At 70.5% G+C, this 14,766-nt stretch carries 12 protein-coding genes; 8 read left to right on the forward strand and 4 right to left on the reverse strand.

Going from position 1 to position 14,766, the window contains the following annotated elements; genetic code table 11:
- Positions 1-40: 40 nt before the first annotated feature.
- Complete coding sequence (locus ASF20_RS05810; RefSeq protein ID WP_056216500.1) at positions 41-241, reverse strand: CsbD family protein; 201 nt, start codon at positions 239-241, stop codon at positions 41-43.
- 707 nt (positions 242-948) lie between these two features.
- Between ASF20_RS05810 and ASF20_RS05815 the strand changes: the two genes are divergently transcribed.
- From ASF20_RS05815 to ASF20_RS05845, 8 genes are all read left to right on the forward strand, one after another.
- On the forward strand, positions 949-1,431 hold the full coding sequence (locus ASF20_RS05815; RefSeq protein ID WP_244476337.1) for a sigma-70 family RNA polymerase sigma factor: 483 nt from the start codon (positions 949-951) through the stop codon (positions 1,429-1,431).
- 866 nt (positions 1,432-2,297) lie between these two features.
- Positions 2,298-2,597, forward strand: a complete 300-nt coding sequence (locus tag ASF20_RS23125; RefSeq protein ID WP_056216496.1) for a hypothetical protein — start codon at positions 2,298-2,300, stop codon at positions 2,595-2,597.
- Positions 2,598-2,876: 279 nt separating this feature from the next.
- On the forward strand, positions 2,877-3,983 hold the full coding sequence (locus ASF20_RS05820; RefSeq protein WP_244472525.1) for a BMP family ABC transporter substrate-binding protein: 1,107 nt from the start codon (positions 2,877-2,879) through the stop codon (positions 3,981-3,983).
- A 69-nt stretch (positions 3,984-4,052) separates the two neighbouring features.
- Positions 4,053-5,177 (forward strand): ABC transporter permease, encoded by a 1,125-nt coding sequence (locus ASF20_RS05825; protein ID WP_056271935.1) that lies wholly within the window; start codon positions 4,053-4,055, stop codon positions 5,175-5,177.
- Between the two features lie 10 nt (positions 5,178-5,187).
- Complete coding sequence (locus ASF20_RS05830; RefSeq protein WP_056271938.1) at positions 5,188-6,108, forward strand: ABC transporter permease; 921 nt, start codon at positions 5,188-5,190, stop codon at positions 6,106-6,108.
- 23 nt (positions 6,109-6,131) lie between these two features.
- Entirely contained in the window at positions 6,132-7,160 is a 1,029-nt protein-coding gene (locus ASF20_RS05835; RefSeq protein ID WP_056216487.1) for a formamidase, read from the forward strand.
- Positions 7,157-7,915 (forward strand): isochorismatase family cysteine hydrolase, encoded by a 759-nt coding sequence (locus tag ASF20_RS05840; protein WP_082501202.1) that lies wholly within the window; start codon positions 7,157-7,159, stop codon positions 7,913-7,915. Before ASF20_RS05835 ends, ASF20_RS05840 begins: the two co-directional genes overlap by 4 nt.
- A gap of 117 nt (positions 7,916-8,032) precedes the next feature.
- Entirely contained in the window at positions 8,033-9,547 is a 1,515-nt protein-coding gene (locus ASF20_RS05845) for an ABC transporter ATP-binding protein (protein ID WP_244476339.1), read from the forward strand.
- A 54-nt stretch (positions 9,548-9,601) separates the two neighbouring features.
- On the opposite strand, the gene ASF20_RS05850 is transcribed toward ASF20_RS05845, so the two are convergent.
- The 3 genes from ASF20_RS05850 to ASF20_RS05860 form a co-directional block, all read right to left on the reverse strand.
- Positions 9,602-11,191 carry an alkaline phosphatase D family protein gene (locus ASF20_RS05850; protein ID WP_056271941.1) on the reverse strand — a complete coding sequence of 530 codons (1,590 nt, stop codon included), beginning with the start codon at positions 11,189-11,191 and terminating at the stop codon, positions 9,602-9,604.
- 106 nt (positions 11,192-11,297) lie between these two features.
- Positions 11,298-13,460 (reverse strand): malate synthase G, encoded by a 2,163-nt coding sequence (locus ASF20_RS05855; RefSeq protein WP_056271944.1) that lies wholly within the window; start codon positions 13,458-13,460, stop codon positions 11,298-11,300.
- A 390-nt stretch (positions 13,461-13,850) separates the two neighbouring features.
- Positions 13,851-14,690, reverse strand: a complete 840-nt coding sequence (locus ASF20_RS05860; protein WP_056271946.1) for a bifunctional allantoicase/(S)-ureidoglycine aminohydrolase — start codon at positions 14,688-14,690, stop codon at positions 13,851-13,853.
- Between the last annotated feature and the right edge of the window lie 76 nt (positions 14,691-14,766).

Here is a 14,766-nt window from a genome sequence, read left to right on the forward strand (position 1 = left end):
TGTTCGTGGCTGGGGTTCGTCGCGCGGCGCGCGGCCGAAGCTAGGGTTTGGGGTTGGTCTTGTCCGACTTCGGGCGGGTCTTCGGGGGACCGTCGGACAGGGGGGATTCCTGCTGGGACCGACCCTCGGCCTCGACCTGCCGGTCGCCGATCAGCTTCCCGATGGCTTCCTTGACCGAGCCCTTGACCGCGTCGGTCGAAGCGGGGGCAGAACCGGGTGCGGAGGGCTTGGTGGGACGCATGGGATCCTCAGGGATGGGATGGACGGGGCCGCGGCGGGCCAACGGGCGGGAGGGACATCGCCGCGCAGGTCGCGGCCGTTCGCTGGACCCACAGATGGTCCCGGACGAACCCCCATCAATGATGCAGGCGTACCGGTAGGCCGGGTTTATCTACCTGGATGTCGGCGTTCCAACCGGGTTGCGGCGAGCGCGACGGAGGCCGCGTTCCCCGACGAAGATCCCTGGGCCGCCACGTGTCCCCGGGCTCCAGGCCCCTTCCGGGTCGGCCCTCGTCCGTACGTGGTCCTGCGTGTCGACGCCGAGTGTCACTGGATCTCCCATGGCGCACCGCGCCGCTTTCCAAGTCCCGGTCGTAACAAGTGCGTGGGAAGGCAGTTCCGCGTCCGATCCGCGATTGTCTGGTATATCTGGATCATTGACGTGAATGTGATTGCCCAATCACAAGCCTCCAGCAGCTTCGGCTTCTTCAGCGCCGAGCACATCATCGTCTGTTCCAGACCCGAGGGCGATCATCCGTGCAGACAGATGTCAGAGTGCCGAAATCCTCTTCGGACGCTCAGGGATTGCCACGACCGATTCAGGATTTGATCGGCCGGCGATTGAACGAGATTGTTCCGTTCCCCGGTGACGTCGCGGCGGATTCCCGTCTCGGTCAGGTTCTGGTTCGGCTGCGAAGTGCGCTGTGCGCAGCGCAGGCGGACGGACAGGTGCCCGATCCGTTCCGGACCGACCTGATCGCCGCCGTTCCGCGGCTTCGCCGGTATGCTTTCTCCCAGTGCCAGAACGCCGCCGAGGCCGACGACCTCGTTCAGACCACCCTCCTGCGGGCCTGGGAGAACCGGGCCCGGTTCGAGCCGGGGACAAGGCTGATCGCCTGGCTGTTCACGATCCTGCGGAACACCTTCCTCAATCAGCGCAAGCGGCTTCGCCGCGAGGTCGAGGACGTCGACGGTGCCTTCGCGGCGACCCTGCGCCTGGAGCCCGAGCAGGAGCATCGTGTCGGACTGATCGAGCTTCAGGCCGCCCTGAACGGCCTGACGGCCGAACACCGCGAGACGCTGCTCCTCGTGATGGTCGACGGATTGCTCTACGACGAGGCCGCGGTCGTCCTGGGATGTCAGACCGGCACCGTGAAGAGCCGCGTCAGCCGCGCCCGCGAACGCCTGGCCAAGGCCATGGGGGCGGCATGAGCGACTCGGACTCCTCCGCATCGCCGTTCGAACCCGACCGCGTCGGCGCGCGCGCCCAGGCGGCCATCGCCCGGCCCCTCGCCTTTCGACCCGGGGCGCCGGGTCCCGCCGTCTTCGCGAGGCGCGGCGGCTCATCGGCATTATGCCTCATCCGCGGCCCGAGGACAGCAAGCAACAAAACTGCATCTGACCCGGTAAAATCCGGGCAAAATGATGCGTCTGCACCATTGAGCACGCCGATGGCGCGCATATCTCGACGGCATCGCCGATCGTCGACGTAACAACTGTCGCGTCCCAGATATTCGCAGCGTTGTGCCGGGCCTCATGAGTCCCCCGATCAGGTTCGGCATGGCCGCAGGGCCGGGCATCGCGCCACTCCGGGCGCAAGGCCCGGCCCCAAGGTCCCGTCCGGGTTCGAGGCCGCTTCCAACGCTTCGTGAAGACCGTCTTGCGGCGATCATGGGACGAGCGATCATGGCAGAAGCACCGGAAGGTCGCATGGCCGATGCCGACAGGCCTCAGCGCATCCCGGACGACACCCCGCCCGCGATGCCGCCTCGTCCCGGAGGGCCGCATCGTCGGCCGCGGCCTGACGCGCGCGGCCGTCCAGGCCCGGCTGCGCGGCTCGGAGGGAACCGGTGTCTGGATTTGTCCGAACCGGTGACGGGCTCTGTCCGCGGGACGTCCCGCAGGACTGGCTGACGAGACGGTCGGCCGGCGCTGATCTGTCTTCGATCGGGATCGGCCGGATGCGCGCCCGGTCTGATCTGAGCGGAGATACAATTCGTAACATATCCCAGGCTATAAGTGCGCAACCGTCGTGACGGGGCGTGTGTTTATAGGCTACCGCAACAGAGGAGATGCGAATGCGACTGAAACTTGCTGGCGCAGCCGTTCTTGCACTGGGTACGATGGCCGCGACCGTCGGTGCCGCCGAGGCTCGTGACGGGTGTGGACCCGGGGGGCATCGCGGCTACTACGGATATTGCCGCCCGAACGTAATCTATCGCCCCATCCTGGCCCGCCCCATCGTCTACGGCTACCGCCGCGTCGGCTGGTATGGCCCGCGGTGGCACCGCTGGGGCGGCTACCGCCCCGTCGGATATCACCGGCCCTGGGGCTGGCACGGCGGCTACCGCCACGTGGGCTGGCATCACCGCTGGTAAGGCGCGGTCGGCGTGAACTGGGCGCCCGGTTCGAACCGGGCGCCCTTTTCGTTCCCAAGGCCGGCGTCATCGGCATGCCCCATGGGACACGTGCCGCCGCGCTCCGCGGGGATGCGTGGGCCGCGGCCGGGTCGCCCATCGGAGCACCGTCGCCCTGGCCCGGACGGTGGCATCCGACGTCCGACCTGATGGAAAAGTCCAGGGTCCGCGCGCCCGCACTGCGGCCCAGACCTTGCAATGGTCTCCCCCATCGCTCGCCAAACGATGGAACGAGGCCCCGTGGCTCATCAGTCGATCTCGCGCAGAACCCTCCTGGGCGGCACCGCCGTTCTCGGCCTCTCGGCCCTGGCGTCGACGGGCGCCCGGGCGGCCGGGCCGATGACCGTCGGCGTCATCTATGTCGGCCCCAAGGACGATTACGGCTACAACCAGGCCCATGCGAAGGGCGCGGCGGCCCTGAAGGGGCTGCCCGGGGTCGAGGTGGTCGAGGAGGAGAACGTCCGCGAGACCAACGACGTCCAGAAGACCATGGAGAGCATGATCAACATGGACGGGGCGAGCCTGCTCCTGCCGACCTCCTTCGGGTACTTCGATCCCCACGTGCTGATCGAGGCCAGGAAGAACCCGACGGTGCAGTTCCGCCATTGCGGCGGCCTCTGGACCGAGGCGAACCCGAAGAACGCCGGCTCCTATTTCGGCTACATCGCGCAGGGCCAGTACCTGAACGGCATCGTGGCGGCGCACGCCACGAAGTCGAAGAAGCTCGGCTTCGTGGCGGCCAAGCCGATCCCCCAAGTCCTCAACAACATCAACGGCTTCCTGCTCGGCGCCCGCAGCGTCGACCCGTCGATCACCTGCCAGGTCATCTTCACCGGCGAGTGGTCGCTGGCGGTGAAGGAGGCGGAGGCCACCAACGCGCTGATCGATGGCGGCGCCGACGTCATCACCTGCCACGTCGACAGCCCGAAGGTGACGGTGGAGACCGCCGCCCGGCGCGGCGCCTACGTCTGCGGCTACCATGCCGACCAGTCGGCCCTCGCCAAGGACCGGTACCTCACCGGCGCCGAGTGGGACTGGGCCCCGATCTACAAGGGCTTCGTCGCCGACATGCAGGCGGGCAAGGCGCCCCCGAATTTCCTGCGCGGCGGTCTGGCGGACGGTTTCGTCCGGATGAGCCCCTACGGCCCTGCCGTCTCGGAGGCGGCGCGCAAGAACGCGGATGCGGTCAAGGCCGAGATGATGAAGGGCGGGTTCGCCATCATCCGGGGGCCGCTCAAGGACAACAAGGGCAACGCGATCGCCGAGGCCGGCAAGGGTTTTGCCGAGAACGCGCCCGAACTCGAGAGCACCGGCTACCTCGTCGAGGGCGTGAAGGGCTCGGCCTGAGGGACGCGTCCGTCACGCACGCCACCAGCGGGAGGAAGAGCCGTGGTTGCCGAGACTGCTCCGTCGGACATGGTCGTGGCAGGGGCGCGCCCCTCGGCCAGCCTGCCCCTGCGAGCTTGGGGCGCGCGCCGGGCGGAGGCGCTCGCCATCCCGCTCGGGGCGCTCGCCCTCGGCTTCGGCCTGTTCAGCCTGTTCCTCCTCAGCCTCGGCAAATCGCCGGCGGCCTTCCTCGACCTCGTCTACCGGGGCGGCTTCGGGTCCGCCTTCGCCCTGCAGAACAGCCTCCAGCGCGCCGCGCCCCTGCTGTTCGCGGCCCTCTGTGTGGCCCTGCCCGCCCGCCTCGGCCTCGTGGTCATCGGCGGCGAGGGCGCGATCGTGCTCGGCGGCCTCGCCGCGGCGGCGGTGGCCGCGCCCCTGTCGGGCGCAGCCTCCGGCCTCGGCATCGCCGCCATGGCGCTGGCCGCCTTCCTGACCGGGGCGCTCTGGCTCGGGGCGGTGGGCGCCCTGCGGGCCTGGCGCGGCGTCAACGAGACCATCGCCAGCCTGCTGATGTCCTACATCGCCATCGCGCTCGCCAACCACCTGATCGAGGGCCTGCTGCGCGATCCCGGCAGCCTGAACAAGCCGTCGACCCGGACCATCGACGAGGCCTTCCGGGTCGGCCCGATGCCGGGCCTGGAGGTGCATTGGGGCCTCGGCGTCGGGGTTGTGGCCTGCCTCCTCGCCTGGCTCCTGACCGAGCGCACCACCCTGGGCTTCGCCGCCCGCATCGCCGGCGGCAACGTGCGCGCGGCCCAGATCCAGGGCCTGCCGGTCGGGCGCCTGATCGCCGGATTCACCGCCCTCGGGGGGGCGCTGGCGGCCCTGGCCGGATTCTTCGAGGTCGCGGCCGTCCACGGCAACGCCAACGCGTCGCTGATCGCCGGCTACGGCTATACCGGTATCCTCGTCGCGTTCCTGGCCCGCCAGAACCCCCTGGCGATTCCGCCCGTCGCCTTCCTGCTCGGCGGGATCGAGGCGTCGAGCGGCCTGATCCAGCGCCGCCTGCACCTGCCGGACGCCACCATCCTGCTGCTGGAGGGCCTGCTCTTCCTCCTCGTCCTCGTGGGCGAGACGCTGTACGGGCGCTTCAAGCCGTTCAGTCCGCATCTCTGGGGCGAGAAGCGCGCCGCCGCGGGCCAGGCCGCGCCATGAGCGACTTTGCATGAGCAACCTTGGCCTCTGGAACGTCCTCATCGCGGTGATCGGCGGGGCCATCCGGGTCTCGACGCCGTTCCTGTTCGTCAGCCTCGGCGAGACGATCACGGAGCGCTCGGGCCGGATCAATCTCGGCCTCGAGGGCACCCTCGTGTTCGGGGCGATGTCGGCCTACGCCACGGCGGTGCTGACCGGCTCGGCCTGGGCCGGCGTCGCTGTGGCGGGCGCGGCGGGGGGGCTGTTCGGCCTCGTCCATGGCTGGATCTGCCGGCTGCCGCGGGTCAACGACGTGGCGCTGGGCATCGCCCTGATGCTGTTCGGCTCGGGCCTCGCCTTCTTCTTCGGCAAGGCCTTCATCCAGCCCTCGGCGCCGCAGCTGCCGGCGATCCCCTTCGGCAACTGGTCCGACCTGCCCCAGATCCGCGCCGCCCTCCAGGTCAACGTGCTGTTCCTGATCGGGGCGGTGCTCAGCCTCGTCCTGTGGTGGGGGTTCCGCAACACCCGCACCGGCCTCGTGGTCCGCATCGTCGGCGACAGCGCCGAGGCGGCCCGGGCCATGGGCTACGACGTCGACCGTGTCCGGCTGCTGGCCACCGGGGCCGGCGGAGTGCTGGCGGGCATCGGCGGGGCCTACCTGTCGCTGTACTATCCGGGCTCCTGGAACGAGGGCATCTCCTCCGGTCAGGGCCTGATGGCGGTGGCCCTCGTGGTCTTCGCCCGCTGGAACCCGCTCGCCTGCTTCGGTGCGGCGCTGCTGTTCGGCGGGGCCGGGGCCCTCGGCCCGGCGCTCCAGTCGGTGGGGGTCTCGCAGGGCTACTACCTGTTCTACGCCGCGCCCTACGTCCTCACCCTCGGCGTCCTCATCGCCACCTCGTCACCGAACCACGCCCTGGCGGGAGCGCCGGGCGAACTCGGCCAGGCGAAGTAAACCTCAGCAATCAGGTAATTCGAATGAACGGACTTGGCGGCCTCAACAAATCCCCGAACGGCGTCGTGCTCGGGCTGGTGCAGCTGCAACTGCCGACCGTCGCCACGCCGGCGGACCTCGCCGCGCAGACGCAGCGCATCGTCGACATGGTCGGCAAGGCCCGGCGCAACCTCGCCACCATGGACCTCGTGGTCTTCCCCGAATACGCCCTCCACGGCCTGTCGATGGACACCAACCCCGACATCCTGTGCCGGATGGACGGACCGGAGGTCGCGGCCTTCGCGAAGGCCTGCCGCGACAACCGGATCTGGGGCTGTTTCTCCATCATGGAATTCAACCCGCACGGAAACCCGTACAACACCGGCATCATCATCGACGAGACCGGCGCGGTGAAGCTCTCCTACCGCAAGATGCACCCCTGGGTGCCCGTCGAGCCCTGGGAGCCCGGCGACATCGGCATCCCGGTCATCGAGGGGCCACGCGGGGCCAAGATCGCCCTCATCATCTGCCACGACGGGATGTTCCCCGAGATGGCCCGGGAATGCGCCTACAAGGGCGCCGAGATCATGGTCCGCACGGCCGGCTACACGGCGCCGATCCGCGAATCCTGGCGCTTCACCAACCAGTCGAACGCCTTCTGCAACCTGATGGTCACCGCCAACGTCTGCCTGTGCGGTTCGGACGGCTCGTTCGATTCCATGGGCGAGGGCATGATCGTCAACTTCGACGGTCAGATCATCGCCCACGGCACCACGGGGCGCGTCGACGAGATCATCACGGCGGAGGTCCGGCCCGACCTCGTGCGCGAGGCGCGCCTGCATTGGGGCGTCGAGAACAACATCTACCAGCTCGGACACCGCGGCTACACGGCCGTGAAGGGCGGCGCCGGGGACTGCCCCTACACCTACATGCAGGACCTCGCCGCCGGCCGCTACCGCCTGCCGTGGGAGGACGGGGTCAAGGTCGTCGACGGCACCTCCTGCGGGTTCGCCGCGCCCACCCGGTCCTACGGCGCCGGACAGACCCCGGACGCCCGGGAGGCGGCGGAATGAGCGCGGCGCCCCTCACCGTGCCGGCGACGCCCCTTACCGTGCCGGCGGCGCCCCTCGCCCCGACGGCGGTGGACGCGGCGCGCTACGCCGCCGCCGAGCCCTATCCCTGGCCCTTCGACGGGGCACTGAGGCCCGACAACACCGCCCTCGTCATCATCGACATGCAGATCGATTTCTGCGGTCCCGGCGGCTACGTCGACGCCATGGGCTACGATATCGGCCTGACCCGGGCGCCGATCGAGCCGATCGGCCGCCTGCTCGCGGCGGCCCGGCGCCTCGGCTACCCCGTCATCCACACCCGCGAGGGCCACCGCCCGGACCTGGCGGACCTGCCCGAGAACAAGCGCTGGCGCTCGCGCCGGATCGGAGCCGGCATCGGCGATCCCGGGCCCTGCGGGCGCGTGCTGGTGCGGGGCGAGCCGGGCTGGGAGATCATCCCCGAACTGGCGCCCATGCCCGGCGAGCCCGTCATCGACAAGCCCGGCAAGGGCTCGTTCTGCGCCACCGACCTGGCGCTGATCCTCGGGCGGCGCGGCATCCGCAACCTGATCCTCACGGGGATCACCACGGATGTCTGCGTCCACACCACGATGCGCGAGGCCAACGACCGCGGCTTCGAATGCGTGATCGTCTCCGACGCCTGCGCGGCCACCGACTGGGGCAACCACGAGGCCGCCCTCAGGATGGTGACGATGCAGGGCGGCGTCTTCGGCGCCGTGGCGACCTCCGAGGCCCTCCTGGTGGCGATGGGATGATCCGCGATGGTGCCCTTCCCGCAATCGGTTCGTAACGTGGTGCCCCGGGACGGAGACGCGGCAGCGGTGGTGCCCGAGGCCCCGCCGCCCGGTGCCATCGCGGTCGAGACCATCGGCATGTCGAAGCGCTTCGGCACCTTCACGGCCCTCGACGACGTCTCGATGAAGATCGAGGCGGGCGGCTTCCACGCGCTGCTGGGCGAGAACGGCGCGGGCAAGTCGACCCTGGTGAAGTGCATCATGGGCTTCTACGCGCCGAGCGCGGGCAGCGTCCTGGTGGATGGCCGCGAGGTCGCGATCACCAATCCGAAGGGCGCCCAGGCCCGCGGCCTCGGCATGGTCTACCAGCACTTCACCCTGGTGCCGTCCCTGACGGGCCTCGAGAATCTCGTCATCGCCCGGCCCCGGGTGCCGGCGGTGATCGACTGGCGCGCCGAGCGTGCGGCGCTGGCCGCCTTCATGGAACGGATGCCGTTCCGGCTGAACCTCGAACGCCCGGTGGCCGAGCTCGCGGCTGGGGAGAAGCAGAAGCTCGAGATCATCAAGCAGCTCTTCCTCAAGGCCCGGTTCCTGATCCTCGACGAGCCGACCTCGGTGCTGACGCCGGCGGAGGCCGAGGAGGTGCTGGGCCTCCTGCGCGCCATGGCGGACCGGCGCGAGCTGACGGTGCTGATGATCAGCCACAAGTTCCGCGAGGTCGAGGCGTTCGCCCGCAGCGTCAGCGTCCTGCGCCGCGGCACGCTCGCGGGTGGCGGATGGGTCGGCGAACTCAGCCGGGACGACATGGCGGCGATGATGATGGGCGCCCGCCCGGTGCGCGCCGCCCCCAACCGCGTCGGTCGGCCCGACCCGGACCGGGTCGTCCTGCGCATCGCGGATCTGCGCGCCACCGATGCCTCCGGCCTGCGTCACCTCGCCGTCGACGCCCTCGCGGTGCAGGCCCGCGAGATCGTCGGCGTCGCCGGGGTCTCGGGCAATGGCCAGAAGGAACTCGCCGACGTGCTCGGCGGCCAGATCCGGGCGGCCGCTGGCCGGGTGGAGGTCGGGGGCGAGGCCTATGACGGACGGCGCGCGCAGAGCCGGGCGCGGCGGGTCCGCGTCATCCCGGAGGAGCCGCTACGCAATGCCTGCGCGCCGCGCATGTCGGTCGCGGAGAACCTGGCCTTCCGGGCCTTCGACCGGCGCGCGGAGCGTGGCGCCTCCGAGGGGGGCGCGGTCCCGGGGCGGCCGACCGTCTGGCTCGACACCGGCGCCATGCGCCGCCGCGCCCGGGACCTCATCGCGCGCTTCGGGGTGAAGACCGCCTCCGCCGAGGCGCCGATCGCCACCCTGTCCGGCGGGAACGTGCAGCGGGCCGTGCTGGCGCGCGAACTCACCGACCCGGTCGACCTCCTCGTCGTCGCCAATCCCTGCTTCGGGCTCGACTTCACCGCCGTCGCCGAGATCCGGGCCCGGATCCTGGCGGCCCGCAACGCCGGGGCGGCGGTCCTGCTGATCAGCGAGGATCTCGACGAGATCCTGGAACTCTCGGACCGCATCGTGGTGATGTCCGACGGTCGCATCGTGCACGCGGTGAGTCGCGCCGAGGCCGACGCCCGCAGCATCGGCCGCCACATGGCGGGGCATCACTGAGGCGCGACACGACCGTGTCGGCCCGACGCTGCCGGGCGTGTCCGGTCCGGCAGGCTAGGTCCGCACGGGGTCGAGGGTGACCGACCAGAGCGCGGTATCGGCGGCGTCCTTCAGGGTGACGGTCATCTGCTCCGTCGCGCCCTCGACCGCGACATGGCCGAAGAACTGGTAGCCCGCGGCGGGCGAGAGGTTGGTCTGGCCCGGCGGCGGCGCCTTGGCGAAGCGCAGCTGGGGCCCGAAGGTGTCGTCGAGGGCGTTGGGACCGAAGGTCCCGGCATGCAGCGGGCCTGCGACGAACTCCCAGAACGGCTCGAACTCCTGAAATCGCGCCCGGTTCGGATCGTAGTAATGCGCCGCCGCGTAGTGCACGTCCGCCGTCAGCCAGACCGTGTTGCGGATGCCCGCATCCCGCAGGAAGCGCAGGAGGTCGGCGATCTCGAGTTCCCGGCCCAGCGGCGGCCCGTCGCCCTGCGCGACGGCCTCCGACCCGAAGGGCGGCTGAGAATCGTAGGGGACGACGAGCCCGATCGGCATGTCGGCCGCGATCACCTTCCAGGTCGCGCGGGAGGCGAGGAGCGCGCGCTTGAGCCAGGCGACCTGCGCCGGGCCGAGGAAGTGAGCCTCCGGTCCGTAGGTGGTCTGCCGGTTCTCGCCGTTCGGCCCGCGATAGGAGCGCATGTCGAGCAGGAACACGTCGACCAGCGGCCCATGCGAGATCTTGCGGTAGACGCGGCCGGGCTCCGAGGGCGCGAAGCGCATCGGCATGTATTCGTGGAAGGCGCGCGCGGCGCGGACCTGGAGCGCCAGCACGTTCGGGTCGCGATAGGCCTTCCGCAGGTGTTCGGCCCGGGTCAGGGGCTCGCCCGGCCACCAGTTGTTGGTGACCTCGTGATCGTCCCACTGTGCGAAGATCGGGATCTCGGCGTTCATCGCCAGCACGTTCGCGTCGGTGAGGTTGTAGCGGTAGCGTCCGCGAAACTCTTCCAGGGTCTCGGCCGGCTTCGCCACCGCCTCGGTCACGCGGTTGCGCCAGAGGGTGCCGTCGGGCAGGCGCACCTCCGGTATGATCGGGCCGTCGGCATAGATGGTGTCGCCGGAATGCAGGAAGAAATCCGGCCGGTTGCGCAGCATGGCGGCGTAGATCGTCATCCCGCCCCGGGCCTCGTCGATGCCCCAGCCCTGGCCGGCCGTGTCGCCGGACCAGCAGAACGAGACCGAGCGGCGCTCGGCGGGCGCCGTGCGGAAGCGCCCGACCTGCGCCGCGCCGAGGATCGTCGGCGCGGCGAGATCCTGCAGGCGGACCCGGTAGAACACGTCCTGGCCCGGCGGCAGGTCCGTCAGGGCGACCTTCACGGTGCCGTCGCTCGCCGGCAGGGCATCGGCGAAGACGCCGCCGCGAATGTCCGCGAAGCTTTCCGTCGTCGACCACGCGATCATCGCCCGGCAGGGGCGGTCGGCCCGGGCCCAGACCACGGCGGAGTCGCCGTCGACGTCACCGGATTGCAAACCGTGGGTGAGGATCGGGCGGTCTGCGGCCCGGCTGAGGCCGGGCCGGAAGACGCCGGTGCCGAGACCGACGAGGCCGGCGGCGGCCCCGGTCAGGAACGGACGACGGGGCAGGCTGGAACGGGACGAGGCGGACATGGCGGCGGACTCCCTTCCGGAGGCTCCGCTATGGCGCATCTGTCTGACGCCCTGACGACGCTGCCCGCGCCGTCCCTAACCCGGTTCGCGTGGATCCGATGCCGGTCTAGCGGGCCGCCTTCGCGGCGCGGCGGCGCTCGGTGAGGATCCATTCCGTGTAGCCGTTCGGCTGCGCGCGGCCCTTGAAGACGAGGTCGCTGGCTGCCTGGAAGGCCGGGCCGTCGTAGTCCGGGGCCATGGGGCGGTAGAGCGGATCGCCGGCGTTCTGGCGATCGACCACCTTCGCCATCCGCTTGAGCGCCGTCATCACCTGCTCCTCGCTGACGACGCCGTGATGGAGCCAGTTCGCGATGTGCTGCGACGAGATCCGCAAGGTCGCCCGGTCCTCCATCAGCCCGACATCGTGGATGTCCGGCACCTTCGAGCAGCCCACCCCCTGGTCGATCCAGCGGACGACGTAGCCGAGGATGCCCTGGACGTTGTTGTCGATCTCCTGGGCCACGTCGTCGGGGGCGAAGTTCGAGCGGGCCAGCGGAATCTCGAGGATCTCGTCGAGGGCCGAGCGCGGCCGGCGGGCGAGTTCCACCTGCCGGGCCCGCACGTCGGTCTCGTGATAGTGCAGCGCGTGCAGGGTCGCGGCGGTGGGCGACGGCACCCAGGCCGTGCTCGCGCCCGCCTTGGGGTGGGCGCCCTTCTGCATCAGCATGTCGGCCATGGCGTCGGGGGCCGCCCACATGCCCTTGCCGATCTGCGCCCGGTCGAGCAGGCCGCAGACGAGGCCGACATCGACGTTGTTCTCCTCGTAGCCCTTGATCCAGGGCGTCGCCTTCATGTCGTTCTTGCGAATGACCGGGCCGGCCTCCATCGCGGTGTGGATCTCGTCCCCCGTGCGGTCGAGGAAGCCCGTGTTGATGAACACGACCCGCTCGGCCGCGGCCGCGATGCAGGCGGCGAGGTTGACCGTGGTGCGGCGCTCCTCGTCCATGATGCCCATCTTGAGGGTGTTCGCGTCGAGACCCAGCATGGCCTCCACGCGTCCGAACAGTTCGACCGCGAAGGCGACCTCCTCGGGCCCGTGCATCTTCGGCTTGACGATGTAGACCGAACCGCGCCGGCTGTTGCGCAGGCCGGAATCCCCCTTAAGATCGTGGATCGCGATCATCGCGGTGACCGCGGCGTCGAGCATGCCCTCGGGGATCTCGCGGCCCTCGGCGTCGAGCACCGCATCGGTGTCCATGTGGTGGCCGACATTGCGCACCAGCATCAGGGAGCGGCCCGGTACCACCACCTCGCCGCCGTTCGGCGCGATGTAGTGCCGGTCGGGGTTGAGGCGCCGCTCCAGGGTGCGGCCATCCTTCTGCAGGGAGGCCGTCAGCGTCCCGTTCATCAGGCCGAGCCAGTTGCGGTAGACGACCACCTTGTCGTCGGCATCGACCGTGGCCACGGAATCCTCGAGGTCCATGATCGTCGAGACGGCCGATTCCAGCAGGATGTCGGCGACGCCGGACGCATCGAAGCGACCGATCCGATGCGTCCGGTCGAGGACGACCTCGACGTGCAGCCCGTGATGCCGCAGGAGCAGGGAGGCGGGCATGCTGGCCCGGCCGCGATAGCCCACGAAGAGATCCGGTCGCGCGAGCGGGACGGTCTCTCCGGTGTTCATGTTGCCGACGAGCCCGCCCTGCTCGACCGCATAGGTGACCACGTCGGCATGGCGGCCGCCGGCCAGCGGCACGAAGCGGTCGAGGTAGCTGCGGGCGCGGGTCACGACCCGGGCGCCGCGGGCGCGGTTGTAGCCGCCGCTGCGGATCGCGCCGCCCTCCTCCGAGACCGCGTCGGTGCCGTAGAGGGCATCGTAGAGCGAGCCCCAGCGGGCATTGGCGGCGTTGAGGGCGTAGCGGGCGTTCGAGACCGGCACGACGAGCTGCGGCCCGGCGATGCGGGCGATCTCGTCATCGACGTTCTCCGTCCGCACCGCCACCGGTCCCGGATCGGGCAGGAGATAGCCGATGTCCTTCAGGTACGCCTTGTAGGCCGCCGGATCGAACGGCTTGCCGGCCCGCTCCCGGTGCCAGGCGTCGATCTGCCCCTGGAGCGTGTCGCGCTTGGCCAGCAGGGCCCGGTTCTTCGGCGTCAGGTCGCGCACGATCGCGCCGAGGCCGCCCCAGAACACCTCGGGCGAGATGCCGGTCCCGGGCAGGGCCTCCTCCGCGACGAAATCGTACAGCACGCGGGCGACGGCGAGGCCGCCGATATCCATTCGATCCATCTTCGATCCATTCACGGAAGGTTTGCGCTGGAATGCCACCGGCCGCGGTCGTCGCCAACCCACCGATGTCGAACGCCCGGTCTCGAGTTCTCGCGCAGGGTGTCCCGAAGCCCGACGACGTCCCTGCGACCGTCGTCTCGGCGAGGGTCGCCCGCGCCGGGGTGCGAAAGCTCCGAGCCGGTGTCCGGAGGGCCACGCAATAGACGCGCCGACCGAGATCGACAAACCCGGTGGGTTGTCGGCCCCGGGGCCTCGCGCCCGGCCCCGGGGCGCAGAGGCGCGCTCGGGGGGCGGTGGGCGATCGTCCGGATCGCCGCACGCGCACGCACGATGCGGGCCCGGGTCAGCCAGGGGCGGGAGGGCGCCGCGTCGCGCTCCGCCCTCCGCCGCTCATCGCCGGCCCCGGAAGGGTGAGAGGGGGGCGTGCCGGTTGACGTCCTTGTAGAGGAGGTATCGGAAGGGTCCGGGTCCTCCGGCGTAGCAGGCCTGGGGGCAGTAGGCGCGCAGCCAGAGGAAGTCTCCGGCCTGGACCTCGACCCAGTCCCGGTTGAGGCGGTAGACGGCCTTGCCCTCGAGGATGAAGAGCCCGTGCTCCATGACGTGGGTCTCCTCGAAGGGGATCGAGGCGCCGGGGCGCAGGGCGACGATGTTGACGTGCATGTCGTGGCGCAGATCGTCGGGGGCGACGAAGCGGGTGGTGGCCCAGGCCCCGTCGGTGCCGGGCATAGGCACGGGGGCGACGGCGGTCTCGTGGGTGACGAAGGCGGGGGGCACCTCGAGGCCGGGCACGGGGGTGTAGGCCTTGCGGATCCAGTGGAAGCGGGTCGGTCCGGCCCCGTCGTTGCGCAGGCTCCAGGTGGTGCCGGGGGGCAGGTAGGCGTAGGCGCCGGGGGTGAGGGCGTGGACCTGTCCGTCGCAGACGAGGCGGGCCTGTCCCTCGACGACGAACAGCACGGCCTGGGCCTCGGGGTCGGGTTCGGGCCGCTCGCTGCCGCCGCCGGGGGCGAGGGTGACGAGGTACTGGGCGAAGGTCTCGGAGAAGCCCGAGAGGGGGCGAGCCAGCATCCAGGCCTGGGTGTGCTCCCAGAAGGGCAGGACGGAGGTGACGATGTCGCTCATCACGCCCCGGGGGATGACGGCGTAGGCCTCGGTGAACACGGCCCTGCCGGTCATCAGCGCGGTCTGGGGCGGCAGGCCGCCGCAGGGCGGGTTGTAGGGCGAGGCGGTCATGAAGGCGTCTCCGATGATCCGGGTTGGACTGGCGGCAGCCCGGCTTGGCAGCCGTGCCACCGCATGGGGCAGGTGT

Source organism: Methylobacterium sp. Leaf88, assembly GCF_001422795.1.
In the GTDB taxonomy this organism is placed as follows: domain Bacteria; phylum Pseudomonadota; class Alphaproteobacteria; order Rhizobiales; family Beijerinckiaceae; genus Methylobacterium.